At 49.0% G+C, this 14,528-nt stretch carries 14 protein-coding genes and 2 tRNA genes; 2 read left to right on the top strand and 14 right to left on the bottom strand.

Translation table 11 applies throughout. The features are described 5' to 3' along the window. Positions 1 to 265, top strand: a 265-nt coding sequence (locus J4G02_18145) for a 4'-phosphopantetheinyl transferase superfamily protein (protein ID MCE2396458.1), incomplete at its 5' end; no start/stop codon positions are given. 1,062 nt (positions 266 to 1,327) lie between these two features. Here the strand turns inward: J4G02_18145 and J4G02_18150 are convergent. The 9 genes from J4G02_18150 to J4G02_18190 form a co-directional block, all read right to left on the bottom strand. After that, entirely contained in the window at positions 1,328 to 1,879 is a 552-nt protein-coding gene (locus tag J4G02_18150) for a hypothetical protein (GenBank protein MCE2396459.1), read from the bottom strand. A gap of 27 nt (positions 1,880 to 1,906) precedes the next feature. Further along, entirely contained in the window at positions 1,907 to 2,572 is a 666-nt protein-coding gene (locus J4G02_18155; GenBank protein ID MCE2396460.1) for a zf-HC2 domain-containing protein, read from the bottom strand. A gap of 6 nt (positions 2,573 to 2,578) precedes the next feature. Further along, entirely contained in the window at positions 2,579 to 3,151 is a 573-nt protein-coding gene (locus J4G02_18160; protein MCE2396461.1) for a sigma-70 family RNA polymerase sigma factor, read from the bottom strand. A gap of 135 nt (positions 3,152 to 3,286) precedes the next feature. Then, a tRNA-Thr gene (locus J4G02_18165) sits at positions 3,287 to 3,363 on the bottom strand. Positions 3,364 to 3,413: 50 nt separating this feature from the next. Beyond that, positions 3,414 to 3,486 (bottom strand) — tRNA-Phe (locus tag J4G02_18170). A 164-nt stretch (positions 3,487 to 3,650) separates the two neighbouring features. Further along, positions 3,651 to 4,058, bottom strand: a complete 408-nt coding sequence (locus tag J4G02_18175; protein ID MCE2396462.1) for a VOC family protein — start codon at positions 4,056 to 4,058, stop codon at positions 3,651 to 3,653. A 104-nt stretch (positions 4,059 to 4,162) separates the two neighbouring features. Next, positions 4,163 to 4,852 carry a helix-hairpin-helix domain-containing protein gene (locus J4G02_18180; GenBank protein ID MCE2396463.1) on the bottom strand — a complete coding sequence of 230 codons (690 nt, stop codon included), beginning with the start codon at positions 4,850 to 4,852 and terminating at the stop codon, positions 4,163 to 4,165. A gap of 21 nt (positions 4,853 to 4,873) precedes the next feature. Further along, positions 4,874 to 5,950: a tRNA 2-thiouridine(34) synthase MnmA gene (mnmA, locus tag J4G02_18185; GenBank protein MCE2396464.1), complete on the bottom strand. Its 1,077-nt coding sequence runs from the start codon at positions 5,948 to 5,950 to the stop codon at positions 4,874 to 4,876. Between the two features lie 106 nt (positions 5,951 to 6,056). Continuing rightward, the gene (locus J4G02_18190) at positions 6,057 to 6,449 is read right to left on the bottom strand and encodes a hypothetical protein (GenBank protein MCE2396465.1); all 393 of its coding nucleotides are present in this window, start codon (positions 6,447 to 6,449) and stop codon (positions 6,057 to 6,059) included. A gap of 382 nt (positions 6,450 to 6,831) precedes the next feature. Between J4G02_18190 and J4G02_18195 the strand changes: the two genes are divergently transcribed. Next, positions 6,832 to 7,008 (top strand): hypothetical protein, encoded by a 177-nt coding sequence (locus J4G02_18195; GenBank protein MCE2396466.1) that lies wholly within the window; start codon positions 6,832 to 6,834, stop codon positions 7,006 to 7,008. Between the two features lie 154 nt (positions 7,009 to 7,162). Here J4G02_18195 and J4G02_18200 read toward each other — a convergent pair whose 3' ends face one another. From J4G02_18200 to J4G02_18220, 5 genes are all read right to left on the bottom strand, one after another. Then, complete coding sequence (locus tag J4G02_18200; protein ID MCE2396467.1) at positions 7,163 to 8,692, bottom strand: VWA domain-containing protein; 1,530 nt, start codon at positions 8,690 to 8,692, stop codon at positions 7,163 to 7,165. A gap of 35 nt (positions 8,693 to 8,727) precedes the next feature. Next, entirely contained in the window at positions 8,728 to 9,087 is a 360-nt protein-coding gene (locus tag J4G02_18205) for a hypothetical protein (GenBank protein MCE2396468.1), read from the bottom strand. A gap of 1 nt (position 9,088) precedes the next feature. Continuing rightward, positions 9,089 to 9,856 (bottom strand): leucine-rich repeat domain-containing protein, encoded by a 768-nt coding sequence (locus tag J4G02_18210; GenBank protein MCE2396469.1) that lies wholly within the window; start codon positions 9,854 to 9,856, stop codon positions 9,089 to 9,091. A gap of 124 nt (positions 9,857 to 9,980) precedes the next feature. After that, complete coding sequence (locus J4G02_18215) at positions 9,981 to 11,828, bottom strand: Rieske (2Fe-2S) protein (protein MCE2396470.1); 1,848 nt, start codon at positions 11,826 to 11,828, stop codon at positions 9,981 to 9,983. Positions 11,829 to 12,200: 372 nt separating this feature from the next. Then, complete coding sequence (locus tag J4G02_18220; GenBank protein MCE2396471.1) at positions 12,201 to 13,970, bottom strand: Rieske (2Fe-2S) protein; 1,770 nt, start codon at positions 13,968 to 13,970, stop codon at positions 12,201 to 12,203. Between the last annotated feature and the right edge of the window lie 558 nt (positions 13,971 to 14,528).

Raw genomic sequence — 14,528 nt, forward strand, 5'->3', positions numbered from 1 at the left:
GCGGAAAGAAGGTTTTTTTAACTGCTGGACGCGCAAGGAAGCCTATATCAAGGCGGAAGGAAAAGGGATGTCTATTCCTTTGAGTGCGTTCGATGTTTCGCTGACGCCGGGGGAGCCGGCAGCGCTGCTGCGCACCCAAAACCATCCTCAAGAAACCTCCCGTTGGTCGCTACAGGCGTTAAACCCTGCCCCCAGTTACGCGGCGGCGCTTGCAGTGAAGGGGCATGATTGGGAACTGAAGTGTTGGCAATGGGCTCCGATGTAGATGGTATGTGTTGCTGATGTACACTATAATTCAGGCTGCTGGTTAGACCGTAGGAAAAGTTTCCATATTCAATGTGCAATTAGAAATAGCCGCATTTACGACACACATGTCGCCCCGCTGGGGCTTTGGGTTGTGGGCATACCCTTTTCTATAGACATGTCGCCCCGCTGGGGCTAAAAACCTTAAGATATGCCCGGACTATACACATCGTTTCTCCCCGATAAGATCGGGATTCAAAGCAAGGTTGCGGTGCCGAAATATGAATTTCGACTGACAAGTGATCTAGCAATTTGACTTACTAATAAATGAATCTATTTGACAATTACCATCCGCTTCGTCGCCGTAAAATCCGCTGTCTCCAACCGATAGAAATAGACGCCTGTTGCAACACGCTTTCCTAACGCATTCCGCCCATCCCAATACGCCGCACGATTTCGGGTATGATAAAAAAATAGCGTTGAAGCACGTTCTTCATCATGCGCCCTCTAAGTTGGTGATGAATATCTCACACCTCATGACCAATGAAGCTATGGTAGATTATAGAATTACTTAGACACTGCCGATGCACATGTACAGATTAGGAAATCTGTACCCACAAATAACCCCAAATGTCCACTTATTTCTCTAATTCACCATAAATGAAATCTGATGTGATATTGCCACACGAAATTCACTGCGTTCATCAACTACACGCAATTTAGACACGCAATTTAGATACCACAGTCATCTCCAATCACCCGAAGGAGCTGTGCAAACAACCGAGTTTGTCGGTAAACCCGCTCTCCGGGCGACCTTGCATATGCTTTTGAGGTGAACTGTGAGTTCAAAGGGAGGGTCGTACTTATAGGAAGGTTGTCGAAACCGTGCCACACCATCGTTGCAGAAATGTCACACTAGTAAACCGAGTGACTGCACCTCAATCAGTGGAGATCTAACAAAAAAGTGTAGTTGTTTGTGGCGCGGGTATGTGAATTTATCGAAAAAATTGAGGGGAAATAAAAAAAGCCGTCTCAGAGGAATCACCTCTAGACGGCTTTTCTATCTTTTGTAGGAAATCGTTTGCTATCTGATTACAGATTTAGCTGCAAGTATATCCGTCGTCTTCCCTTGCTCTTGCACTGCAATCAAGGTCTGCAACGCTTTTCTCAGTTCTTGACGGTAGCTATAGGTGAAAAGGATAAATTGGGCCTGTTGCTCAACAGTCAGGATCTGATCGATCTCAGCCATGATCTTTTGTCTTTCAGCAATGAACCCATTCTCGACTTCGCTATGGTGCGTTAAAGCGGTTTGTAATTCGGCGATTCCTGCCTGAGAGTCAGGCGTCGCAGTTTGTAACTGCTTTAGCTGGTTCATACTCTGCCGGTGTTCCCGCCGATACTGCATTTTTAACTTTTCCAACCTGTTGAATTGGGTTAACAAGGGCAGCTTCTGCTCCGCTGTTGGCGAAACCGCATCAACCAATTTCCAAATTTTGAGGGTTTCAACCAATTCAGCCAACTCGCTTGACGTTGTTGGTCGAGGAGACGGCGTATCTGCTTTGAGAAATGGAATCAAGAACACTAGCGCGAGTACCACAGGAATAACGGAGAGTAATAGTAGGTAACGGCGTTTCATAGATAGTATCCTCCTTTGGGAGTTTCTTTAGTCCAAGGTAACAAAATCAATTCGATCTGTCGTCGAAGGAATAGCGTCAGTGAAAACTTCGTTTCCAACAGACTCAACATCAATTTCGGAAGTAATGACATGGAACCATTGATTGACAAGGTCGGTGGAAGCCTCCGAATTTGGTATTCGGATCTCATCGACAAGCGAACTCCGGTTGTCCCAAACTAAAGGCACATCTAGGCGTTGAAGCTCATAATCTACCTGTGCTCGCAACTGTTCTACAGGAATTTCAGCCATGAAACTTGAAGAGATTAGCGTATCAAAAGTGGGGTTTTCGGTCGAAGCCTTGAACAAACGACTAGTGGAAAGTCCCCAAAAACTTAAAAGAAGAATCAGCACGCAAGCCACACCTGCCATTTTCCATCCATGCCTCCTTACCCAAAGGGGCAGGCGGCTTTCTTCAAATGTTTGACTTTGCGAAATCCTTACGCGGAGAGTGGGCCAAAACGCTTTCCATACCTCTGGCGTGGGATACTCTACCGGTAGACTTCTGGCATGATGGATCGTCTCCTCAAAGGTTTGCAATTCCTTTTGGCAGTGAGAGCAATCGTCAATATGGAGTTCTAATTGCTGGGACCGTTTTGGCGACAACGTTCCCTCAATGTATGCTGGTATTAATTTTTCAACTAATTTACACTTCATAACGAGTTAATTTTCTAAGTAAGGTGCAAGTAGGTCACGTAGTTTTCGCGTTGCGCTAAATAGATGGGCTTTGACGCTTCCAACACGCAGATGGAGCGTATCAGCAATTTCGCGAAGCGCTAATCCCTCATAGTGCCTCAAAATAAACACCTGTTTCTGACGCGGAGATAACTGCTGAACTGCATTCCTGATTTCCCTTCCAAGTTCTGCCTGTTCTAAGCCGTGCCCTGTAACATCCTCGGGACCTCCCGAAGGGAATAGGAAATCGTCAGCCGGGAATTCATCGGCAAAAGAGATATTTTTTTGACTTGCGCGACGCCGTGTATAGTCGATGCACGCATTTTTGGCAATCCGATAAATCCATGTGTAAAATGTGGATTTACTTTCAAAACGATTCAGTGCCTTGAAACTTCTAAGAAAAATCTCCTGAGATAGATCATACGCATCCTCTGGATGGTGAGTAAAGTTATAAGCGAGTTCGTAAATTCGCCGCTGATACTTCTGAACTAACTCACCAAAAGCGCGGGTATCTCCGCATTGTGCTCTTTTAACAAGGTAACGATCTGAATCTTCTTTCATGGCATTTGTCCCGTAGTAGACGCAGTAAGTAAAGAAAAGTTTAGGTAGCCCCAGACAGGGTATAATGCTTCTTTACAACCTAGTTAAAATCTTCGGTAATACGGAATGGGATAGAAGGAGGGATAAGTCCAGAGATGGAGCCGGTGAGAGGATTTGAACCTCCGACCTGTTGATTACGAATCAACCGCTCTGACCAACTGAGCTACACCGGCGTATAAGGAGAACGGTCCCAACACAAATGATGAGACCGTAAGGATAGGGATGCCGAGGGGCAGAATTGAACTGCCGACACATGGATTTTCAGTCCACTGCTCTACCTACTGAGCTACCTCGGCACAATCGAGAGCGGGTAGAATAATACCAAATGGAGGAAGTCGATGTCAAGCGTTTTTTATGCTTATATGCGATAGAACGGTTGGCAATAACAACTACAATCAGGCAAATAAAAAAGCCCTATGTGCTGTCCATAGGGCTTAAGCGTAAGAACAGAAGCTGTTCGTTATCGTGGCTGAACGCCCGGCCACTGACCATCGTCCGCCGTCACATCCACGACAATTCCGTCGGGGTCTTCTACCTTGAACGATTCGTCCGGAGGCGAATTCGGATCGTATTCTTCTCCGCCGACCCCATCCGATATAATCGTGAACCCATTCGCCTCACACCGCTTGGCGGCTTCCTGTAGGTCTGGGACACGCACACCGATGTGAAGATAGTCCAACATTCCACCGACGTGCGGCGGTCGTTGGGGCCCATTGTGCTGAAACACCCGGAAGTTGTGGTAGCCATCGGTGAGATCGTAGCAGTCGTCCATCGTCGAGAAAACTTTCAATCCGAGGGCATCACGCCAAAATCGAATAGTCTCTTCCAAATTGGTGGCACGAACGCCGACATGTACGAGGGTTGACATTACTGATTCCTCCTTGTAAAAAAGGTTACAAAGTTTGGGAGTTTGGGCAATTATAGCACACTTGCATCAAGGGTCAAATGAAAAAAAAATCTCCGATCGGATTCCTAATAAGCGGTGATCTTATCCCGAATCTTCGCCAGCGTTTTCTCCCCGATGCCTTTGACATTTGTGAGGTCATCAACGGTAGAAAACCCTCCGGCGGTTTGACGGTATTCAATAATGCGTCTCGCCATTGCAGGACCAATACCGCGTAGTGTTTGCAACTCTTGCAAGGTCGCGGTGTTGATGTTGATGCGCGCTCCGTCTGACGGTGCAGACTGCCTCATGGAAGGCTGCGGAGTTACAGAGGAGCCCGGTGAGGTCGGAATGGTGTACTCCTGAGCAGCGCTGGAGCTAGGCGCAGCCGGTTTCACATCAGGGATTTGGCGAATCATTGGGACATCAATCTGCTGCCCATCACGAATTTTAGCAGCAAGATTGAGACTGTGGATATCCGCTAGATCTGTTCTCCCACCCGCCTTTTCAATCGCCTCATGGACGCGCGCACCGGCGGAAAGATAGTAAACGCCCGGTGACTTCACTGCTCCCGTCACATGGACAGCAACCTCTGACTTTGCAGTGGGTGGCGGTGGCGTGGGTGGCGGTGGGGCTATTTCTGTCTCGACGACGAAATCGGGTTCACCGAGAAAAAGCGAGGGGTGAAAATGCTTTAGCATCCAATATACCCCGCCCGCGAGTATCACGATAACGAGGATAATGATAATTTTTCGATGTTGTGCTTCAAGGCTATCCATCTTCCACCCGCATCGACAAATCTACTTAATCCAACCTCCCCCGACAACGATATCACCATCGTAGAACACCGCTGCCTGTCCCGGAGTCACGGCACGACGTGGTTGATCAAACTTGACTTCTACCTCTGTGTCGCTCAAGGGATTAATCGTCGCCGGTGCACCTGTATCTTTATAGCGAATCTTAACCTCCGCTCGAATCGGCTCCGGCAACTTATCCATCGTCATGAGGTTGACCTCCTCGACCTGCATCGTATCTGCCAAGAGATTTTCGTTCTTTCCAACGACGATGGTGTTGTCGCGGACCTTTAATTCAGTGACATAGAGAGGCGTCTTGGCAGAGATCCCCAACCCTTTCCGCTGTCCAACCGTGTAAAATGGGATTCCCTGATGCTCCCCGAGCACACGTCCCTCTTGATCAACGATATCGCCTTCCTGAATCTTCTCTGGGATCCGATCCTTGAGAAATCGCTTGTAGTTATCGTCTGCAATAAAGCAGAGTTCTTGGCTCTCCGGCTTCTCCGCCGTCCGCAACTGATATTTCCGCGCGACCTCTCTTACTGCATCCTTTTCATACCCACCAAGTGGCATCAACGCTCGGCGCAACTGCGCCTGTGTCAGCGAAAATAGAAAGTAAGACTGATCTTTGCGGGAGTCAAGCCCTTTGCGCAAGATATAGCGTCCCGTCTCCGGATCGTGCTCAATTCTGGCGTAATGGCCTGTCGCCACGTAGTCAACTTCTAATTGCGTTGCGAGTTCAAGTAGTTTCCCAAACTTCAAGTCCTGATTACAGATGACACACGGACTCGGTGTCCGGCCAGAGACGTATTCCTCAGCAAAGTAATCAACGATACTCTGACGGAAAGTCTCTTCGTAATTGACAGCGTAAAACGGTATATCCAGTTGTGTAGCAACGCGTCGTGCGTCCTCAACACCCTCAAGCGAGCAGCAGTTCGGCTTGTCCGACTCGATCTCGATTGTGTCGTGCGTACCGAGTCGCATGGTAATTGCAATCACATCATAGCCGGCTTCGACCATCAACGCCGCGGTCACTGAACTATCAACACCACCGCTCATCGCAGCGATAACTTTTGTACCCAATCTAATCACCTATGTCTACAGTTTGCGGAATGAAACTATATGAAGGGTGCCCATAATTATTGCCCCAATAGGATCGGGGCTGAAGTGCGTAACTTCTCATTACGTATCATTCCGAATGATGCCGATTCAAGTGTTCGATGTGATTCTGGTTGAGTTGCCGCATTTCGCTTCTCACATCGCCCAACTCTTTTCTTACATCACGAATTTCTGCTTGCATATTGGACAGTCGTTGATTCATCTCCGATCTCACATCTGAAAAACCTTGATTCATTGTAGAGACGATCTCAACGAACCTCTTATCCATCCGTTCCTCGAGGCGTTCTAAGGCATGAAAGAACGTATCGGCTTGTTGTCGTATCGTTTCATCTTGCTTATCTATCCGCTTTTCCAACCGTTCGGCTATCGTTTTCAGTCGTGACAGTATCACGATAAGCTGTCCGATGATTGTTGCAACAGCAATTCCTGTCACGATCAGATGTGAGGGCGACCATTCACCCATCTATCTTACCCCCTCTCCTCTCTGAAGCGTACGATAGCGTTTTGTTGCGCTGCCTATGTGCTGCTTGTCTCCATGAGTGGATCTAACCAGTTGCCACACCGGCGTGATTTATTTAAGGATAGCATACGCTCTCATGCGTTGTCAAGATCATCATAATATCTATAGGGCTATTTAGTGAGATGTCGGGATTCGGAGATCCCTCCTACAGAAGAACTAAGTGACCCTATAATATCTAGAAAATTTTGATAATTTTACTTGACCACTTCACGTTTGTGTGGTATAATTCACATTAAGGAAAACAAGAGTTGGCATTTTGTGAAATACCTATTCCTTTATAACCCAGTGAGAGTATGATTCATATACACAAAGAAAGGAACCTCAAGTGAAAATAGTATCTGCATCAAAAGTAACCAAGGCAATCCATGTAATCAAGGATCAGACTTGCGAAAAGTGTGGCACACAAGCGAAGGGCTTTGTTTACCGCAAAGCGCTTCCGATTTACTACTGTCGCAAATGTTTGCGCGACGAGATTGACGCTCGTGGACAACTTGTTGCGTAAACATAGTTTAAAAATAGAAGTTACGCACTTCCTTAGGGAATACCAATCGGTGTTCCCTACGGTTCTTTATGGCGTCTCTATTGTAGTTTCCCGATTCATCGGGCGCCAATAGTGTGCCTGATGCCTCTAACCGTCATCAAGCCTTAAAACGGTCTTATCGGTTGCGATCCCCCGATCGTGGCGGTATAGCCCCCGGTATGATGTAGTATTTCCCGTTTGTGACCACGGTGATACGGCGCTGGAATTTGTCAGCGTCAACAAGTACACCACCCTCAGGACCTAACGGGACGGCAGCCCCAATAATGTTGGTTTGTGCACCGGCGCGGCGGACAACTTCAATTGCCTCTGTATATGTATACCCTGTTCCTGGCCCGCTACTGGGGAGTTCATCAGTGACAATAATCAACACCAACTGCCGATCATCAGGCGTTTGGAGTTTGGGGACCCCTTCCATAATTGCGTCCAGCAGATGTGCACTACCACGCTTTGACCTCCGAAACAACTTCTTGACCTGCTCGGCATTTAACGGCGGTTTCGTTATTGTAACCGAACTTCTGCCGCCTCCCGCTGCCCAGAACCGGATGACTCCAAACCGAGAGTCTAGCCCTCCGCCGTCCAAAACATGGACCAACCTATCCAGTCCTGTGCAGATTTCCTCCACTTTATTTTCCATGCTCAAACTAGAGTCAAAGATAAACACGATATCGACAGGTTGCGTCACTGTCTTAGCGATATGTTGAGCGATGCGCTCGAAAACCATGTCAATCCTGGGTAAAAAGGGCATAGGCCTGTTTCCTAGATCTTCACCTTTGGCTAGAGCCTCATGTTCGGCTAGAGGCATATGTTCGATCTGGTACCATTCACCGCCGGTCAGGTTAGCTAATTGTATCTGTACCGCTTCGTCGATTCCAAGGATATTGATCTGAACTCCATCTTGCTTGCACCGGTCCACGATTTTCTCGACGAGCTCATTTTCACGTCCGATTCCCCAGTCCGTTTTCAACGCCTTATTTGTCATAACAATAAAGAACTTTTCGGTATTCAGGAAGTGCCTTTCGGCTTCCCAGGAGAATTCCAATTCTGCAAGCCCTGTCATGATCGCGTCAAGCCCGTCTCTGGCAACTATGCCCTTAAATGTTAGAAATTTCTCGGAGAATCGGCTCCAACCTCTTGTAAATATGAGAAGCCCTTTCTCTAGCGGTTTGCCTCTGGCTTCTGAGGCGTCCGCTTGGAAATAAATGAAGGTGACCCGATAATCAATCATTGACTCGTCAAAGACGCTGGCCATATCGGCGATCCATCTTTGAAATTTTTCCACTCTCCTATCTAATTTCTTAACTAACAGCATCCAATCAACAATAAACACGAGATCGACCGTCTGATTCGTGCTCTGACGACTCACACGCTGGGCAATTTCCACGAGACTTTGACCAATATCAGCCAATGGTTCGTCCATAACGAGAATGGGCTCCGTCTGGAGCGTTGTCTTTGATTCCGAGCCACGCTGCAAGGTTTCGTCTGTAACGGAAGGAGGGGGTTCCGTCACTTTTTGAGCCGTAAGTCCACCTTCGGAGATAGCAACCGTCGCAGGCTTTGGGGCATCAAACTGTACCGTAATTCCTCGGCTCTGGAAGGCAGGAATGTAAGTGTAGATTGATGCGTTATTGAGGGGGTTTTGAGTCACATCAACAATGTCTCCCGCCCCCAATCCCGGATTTGCTACCAGAGGGTGTTGTTGTTAAGCCCCAGCCATGTCAGGTGAGTCAAGCCTGCCACAGGCGAGATGTCCGATATGCTGTTGCTCCCAAGGGCCAGCACTGTCAGGTTAGTTGCATGTTCAAGTCCGGTCAGCGTATGAATGTTGCTGTTTCCAGCCACAAGGCGCGTCAAAGTCGCCATCTCTCCTACGGTAATTGGGGCACCCGGTACTTTACCGAGAGCGGTCTCAATGACAGCGCGGAGGTTGCGGTCAGGGATATCCTCCGCCGTTAGCTCGTTAACCCCTACCGTAACCCCTCTACCTTGGAGGGTAGGAACGTGGGTATGGATTGATGCGTTATTGAGGGGGTTTTGAGTCACATCAACAATGTCTCCCGCCCCCAATCCCGGATTTGCTACCAGAGGTGCCCACAAGCCACAACTGTCTCAGATTGGCTAAGCCTACTACTGCTAAGATATCCGATATATTATTGTTGTTAAGCCCCAGCCATGTCAGATGAGTCAAGCCTGCCACAGGCGAGATGTCCGATATATTGTTGCCCCCAAGATTCAGCCCTGTCAGGTCAGTCAAGCCTGCCACAGGCGAGATGTCTGATATATTGTTGCCCCCAAGATGCAGCCACTGCAATCTGGTTAAGATTACTACCACTGAGATGTTTGATATATCGTTGCCCCAAAGCCACAACTGTGTCAGGTTGGCTAAGTCTATCATAGGTAAGATGTCCGATATATTGTTCCCCCCAAGATGCAGCCGCTGCAGCTCGGTTAAGCCTGCTACCACTGAGATATCCGATATATTGTTGCCCCAAAGCCATAGCTCTGTTAGGTTGGTCAAGCCTGCCACAGGCGAGATGTCCGATATACTGTTGCCCCCCAGATCCAGCACTATCAGCTTGGTTGCGTATTCAAGTCCGGCCAGTATCTGAATGCCGCTTTTTCTTGCCTCAAGGCGCGTCAAAGTCGCCATCTCCACCGCAGTGATTGGGACACCTGACGCTTTGCCGAGGGCGGTCTCAACCGCAGCGCGGAGGTTGGGGTCGGGGATGGCTACTGTCTGTGCCATCGCCGTTGATGGAATTGATACATACACTAGGAGAAATAAAATCAAATGGAACAATTGTTTTGTCATTGATTTATCTCCCGTATCGTTGGGAATATCTGGGAGGTATTTGTGCCCCAGTTGTCAGGACATTCGCAAAACAAAAAAGGGCGTACCCGCGGGTGCGCCCTTTTTTCGTTGTTCGCTTGAATCGCTAATTATCATCCTCACGTTCACTGAGCAACTCACCACGTGCTAAACGTTCCGCATTCTCGGTTGACCAAAGGATATTCTTCATCAACTTCTGTGCGGTGATGTAACGGGTCGCTGCGAGGAGATGCATCCGCTTCTCCTCGGTATCGTCGGTCAGTGCATAGTGCCTAAAGGCGACTTCGAGCACTTGGAACATGTGAAGTTCAGCATCTTCACGGAGTAAAATATGAGCCAATGCACGCTTGAGCGCGTCAATGTCATGCCCCTCCTCCAGATATTGGTTTACAAGGATTTCCGCTTCGTAAACCTTCTGGAAGTCGGCAAATTCCTGAAAACGATCCAACATCTCATCAACGGAGTCAAAGGTTTCATCAAGCCGTTGACCGGGGCGAGGAATGCGTGCTGCCGGCATGTTCAACCAGCGTAGGTAGTTCAGGAACACGGCACCGTGGAAGATTCCTCGCAAAAGGTCTGCACTCGGCGCGTAGTGGAACGTGCAGTAGAGCGCGTGTGCGTAGGAGTAGATATTTGCCACATCGTGCCAATCCCCCTCATTCTTGAGATGGAAGCGTGCGGTCCGAATCGCCGAAGCGTAAATCATAGCTCGGCAGATGTCGGTAGGTTTCACGCCGGCGCGAAGTTTCTCCTCAATCTCCGCAACAATCGGCACAAAATCGTCGCCAAGCATCGTTGGGGTAAACTCCGAAATATCGAGCTCCGCCTCGTTGGCTTGGTTCTCCTGCCAGATTTCATCGAGGCGATCGAAGATTGGCTCTAACACTGGCACACTATCCGCCCATCGAGATGTCTCTTCATGCCGCGTCCGGCTGACCAAATCAACTACGATCGGACGCAAGATCTCGTGTGCACCCTCCCATTTGATGTAATCCAACGCCTCAAACATCTTGTTCGCAAAGTCGAGAGCATGACCGTCGCCGGTGAAATAGAAGTCGGTAGCAGCGGTGAACACAAAATCTGCTATGACCGATTTACCGTATCCACGGTCATTCAGTGTAAGTAGAATGCGCTCTGCAGCGCCCCGGTCCCGTTTGTCGATAAAATAACGGAACCATCGCTTCAGGGTTGTGAGGTCGTGCTCCTCTGCCATCGAGGGAAAGGGCGCGCGGTATGGACGCGAACTCCCCGATGTCCGACGACTGATCTGCACAAGCCCATGCACGAGAAATAGGTTGTGATCTTTCGGGGCAACCTCGTCCCACAAATTTGCTGCGAGCGTAAGAATCGCCACACCGGACGACCAACCCTCACTACTTTTGTGGGCACCATAGTGAAGTCCCTGTTGGATAATCTCCTGTGGTGTTGCCTCCGCATCGGTGAGGGCTGTGACCGCCTTCGCAATGAAGAAGGAGCTCCGATCCTTGAGTCCGCGCTCAAGGGCGCGCTTGCCACGGTCAATGACACGACGTTTCGCTGCGGCTCGCTCTCCACGGGCAAGCCCAACGTACAGATACCCATCATCGCGTATCGTAACAGGAAACGCCTTCAGATCGTCCCCAAATTCAAGAAAGCAACCGCCCGATTTGAGGTCAAATTCCCAATGATGCCAGTGGCAAATCAACACACCATCTCGGACACTGCCTTCGGACATCGGGTAGCCCATGTGCGGACAACGGTTGTCTACCGCGTAAAATTTATCCTGATACTTAAAGACAGCAAGGTGCGTTCCATCTACATGAAAAGGTTTCCCATCGCCTTCTCCAACGGTATCGGCGGGGCAAAGTTGGTGATAGACCAGATCGGTTTCCTCCACAACATCTACAGTTGGAAGATCTTCAAAGTTGATTGAACCTGCCGGTGTTTCTTGAGAGGTACGGGGTGAAATACTCATGGTGTCAACCTCCTTGTCACGTGAGCCGTCAAATGTGAGAAATTACCGCCGTTTTTTTATTGAATCTGACTTATTGTAAAGTGTAGCGCGTTTGGCATGTCTTGTCAACCCAATTAAAAAGTGTTGTATTTTATTTATAGTGAATTCAAAAAATAAATAAACACTTTCGCCCCTCTGTGCAGCGATCCCGATTTATCGGGCCCGGTAGGTGCGGTTTGTAACCGCACCGGTTTTGAGTGTCCCATTAATTCTAAGGTCCACTATAGACGTGTTGACAATAAGAAATCTAGATCCTAAGCACGCATAGTAGATTTTGTCCAGCTATGGAAGACACGCAATCAGTTGCACGAGTATAATCCTAATGGGAAACCATCACTCGACCACTTCATTAGGATCGTCAGCAGAGAGATCCTCGCCCCGATGAAGGCGTAGTGCTAGATTTGCCGTCTGTCGTAACGCACGAGCGGTTGGTGCGTGTGCTGCTAAGTACCGGGCAGCTGCAACTAATGTCATCTGAGCAGACTCTTCCTCCAACTCCTCCATTTGATGTAGCGCAGCTTCAAGCATCTGGAAGGAGTGGAACTCCGCGTCTTCGCGCAACAGGACGTGCCCTAGTTTCTGGATGATAGCGGCACGGGGGTGCCCGAGCGAGAGGTAGCGGTAGACATACATACCTGCCTCATCCGCTCTGGCTTGCGTGTTAAGAAGGTTCACGAAGCCATTGAGCAGTTCATCCGCGTCTGTTGGAAGCGTGTCAGTCTCCCGTCGATGTTGTGGTAGCCGTGCAGCGGGCATGTTAAACCAGCGATCAAAGTAAATTGCTACTGCACCATGAAAAATGCCACGGGCAAGTTCCAACGATGGGGCACGCTTTGCACACTGATGAAGCGCATTGGCGTAGGTGTAGGTGTGTAGCACCGCGATCCAGTCACCAAACTCATTTTTTGTATGAAAACGAGCAATCCGCATCGCCGCCGCGTAGGCAAGCGTCTGCGTTAATTCCGTCAGCGTCGCTCCCTCCTTGAACGCCGACTTGAGTGCCTCCACCGTGGCAAAGGGATCATCGCCTAGTAAAACCTCGACCAGTTGCTCAGCACCCTCCCACTGTTTACCTGCGCCTTCTGCTGCAAGTGCTTCCAATTCTTCAAATGAATCGTTGAGCAGGGGAACAAAATCTATCGGACTGCGCCACCGATTCTCTTCTTCAGCCCGTGATGAACCCGCGAGACCACTGGCGAGCGTTGGCAGAATTTCACACCCCTTATCCCAACCGATACGGTCTAGCAGTTCAAAGCTCTTGTTGATAAAATCGAGTATGTGTCCACCATCCCGGTAGAAGTGATCCGTCGCTGCGGCGACCATCATATCGCAGACCTGTGCAGGCGTTCCTCCGGACGAGATCGCTGTCAACAGCGTACGCTCTGCGCCATCGGCATTGCGGACTTCGATGAAATATCGGAACCATTCTTTCAAGCGTTCAATTGAATGTCTATCTGTCTCCAGAGGCATGAGTTCCACACGCGGCGGGGAAGCCGCTACCTCCTGTGAAACGTGGAGTAATCCCTGATAGAGTGCAAGCACTCTGTCCTCTTCTGCAAGTTGTGGGACGACATTTGCCATCGCTGTGAGAATGGTCAACCCGGGTCCCCAGCCAGCGCGGCGCCTATGTGCACCATACAGTGCACCAACCTCAACGATATCGTCCGCTGCGGCGCGATGTGCGCGAAGTGCAATGACTGCCTTAGCGATAATCAGGTTGATGTTCTGCTCAAGTCCTTCATTCAAACGTCGTTTCCAATGCACAGTGGGATCATCCCCGTTTGCATGGACATTGACATAAACCTGTCCATCATGGGTTTTAACCGGATAAGATTGAACATCGTCTGCAAACGGATCGAACGTGCAGCCACTCTCCAGATCGAACCGCGCGTGATGCCAATGGCAGATCAGAATGCCGTTATGAATTGTTCCTTGACTCAGGGGATACCCCATGTGTGGACAACGATTGTCCACGGCACGGATCTTTCCCTCACTACAAGTCAGGGCAACCGAATGTCCTTCGATATTGACAGCAATAATTGATCCTTCGGGGATGTCTTCGACACGGATGCATTGTACGAAGTCAGACGTCATTTCAGCCATTTTGCACACTCCTCATTTAAAATGCAGCGTTTTTAATAGATTCTTGTCAACATAATTATCGTTCTATTGGATATCCACCGTTCTCGCGCCGCTAACCCTTCTAAGAGTGCCTTAGTATTTGAGAAGCTGCGCTCAATGGATTTCGTTGCCAGCGCGGCGGCAGCGCCTGCGCCCGGTCCCAGTAGATGACAGTTCCTGTTGCAACCGAAGTTACGATTTCCTACGCTTTAAGCAAATTTGATGCCAAGATCTTTAAAAACGGCAGAACTTGCACCGGTGCTGGATATCAGGCATGAATGAGCAATCAACGGACCTCTTCACGTGAGTCTGCGAGTGTTTCAATTTGAAACCGCTGGCGTGTGTCAACGTCCGATGCAGCAACGAAGGCAGACCATCCTCAAAATTGTTTCATCTTGAAACTTTGTTCATATTTGAAACGAATTGAGTTGACAGCAAATTGCATCACATGGTATAAAGGAGAATTGACATACTCCAAAACCTAAAGGATTTGGATTCTTTAGGAATCGAATTGCGCTATCAACAAGGATTGGACGGCGA

This window comes from Candidatus Poribacteria bacterium (assembly GCA_021295755.1).
Lineage (GTDB): Bacteria > Poribacteria > WGA-4E > WGA-4E > PCPOR2b > PCPOR2b.

Excerpts from the sequence above, each read along its gene's own strand:
- J4G02_18190 (MCE2396465.1), bottom strand. The coding sequence starts at position 6,449 with ATGGGTGAATGGTCGCCCTCACATCTGATCGTGACAGGAATTGCTGTT.
- J4G02_18220 (MCE2396471.1), bottom strand. The coding sequence starts at position 13,970 with ATGGCTGAAATGACGTCTGACTTCGTACAATGCATCCGTGTCGAAGAC.
- J4G02_18160 (MCE2396461.1), bottom strand. The coding sequence starts at position 3,151 with ATGAAAGAAGATTCAGATCGTTACCTTGTTAAAAGAGCACAATGCGGA.
- J4G02_18210 (MCE2396469.1), bottom strand. The coding sequence starts at position 9,856 with ATGACAAAACAATTGTTCCATTTGATTTTATTTCTCCTAGTGTATGTA.
- J4G02_18150 (MCE2396459.1), bottom strand. The coding sequence starts at position 1,879 with ATGAAACGCCGTTACCTACTATTACTCTCCGTTATTCCTGTGGTACTC.
- J4G02_18175 (MCE2396462.1), bottom strand. The coding sequence starts at position 4,058 with ATGTCAACCCTCGTACATGTCGGCGTTCGTGCCACCAATTTGGAAGAG.
- J4G02_18155 (MCE2396460.1), bottom strand. The coding sequence starts at position 2,572 with ATGAAGTGTAAATTAGTTGAAAAATTAATACCAGCATACATTGAGGGA.
- J4G02_18215 (MCE2396470.1), bottom strand. The coding sequence starts at position 11,828 with ATGAGTATTTCACCCCGTACCTCTCAAGAAACACCGGCAGGTTCAATC.
- J4G02_18180 (MCE2396463.1), bottom strand. The coding sequence starts at position 4,852 with ATGGATAGCCTTGAAGCACAACATCGAAAAATTATCATTATCCTCGTT.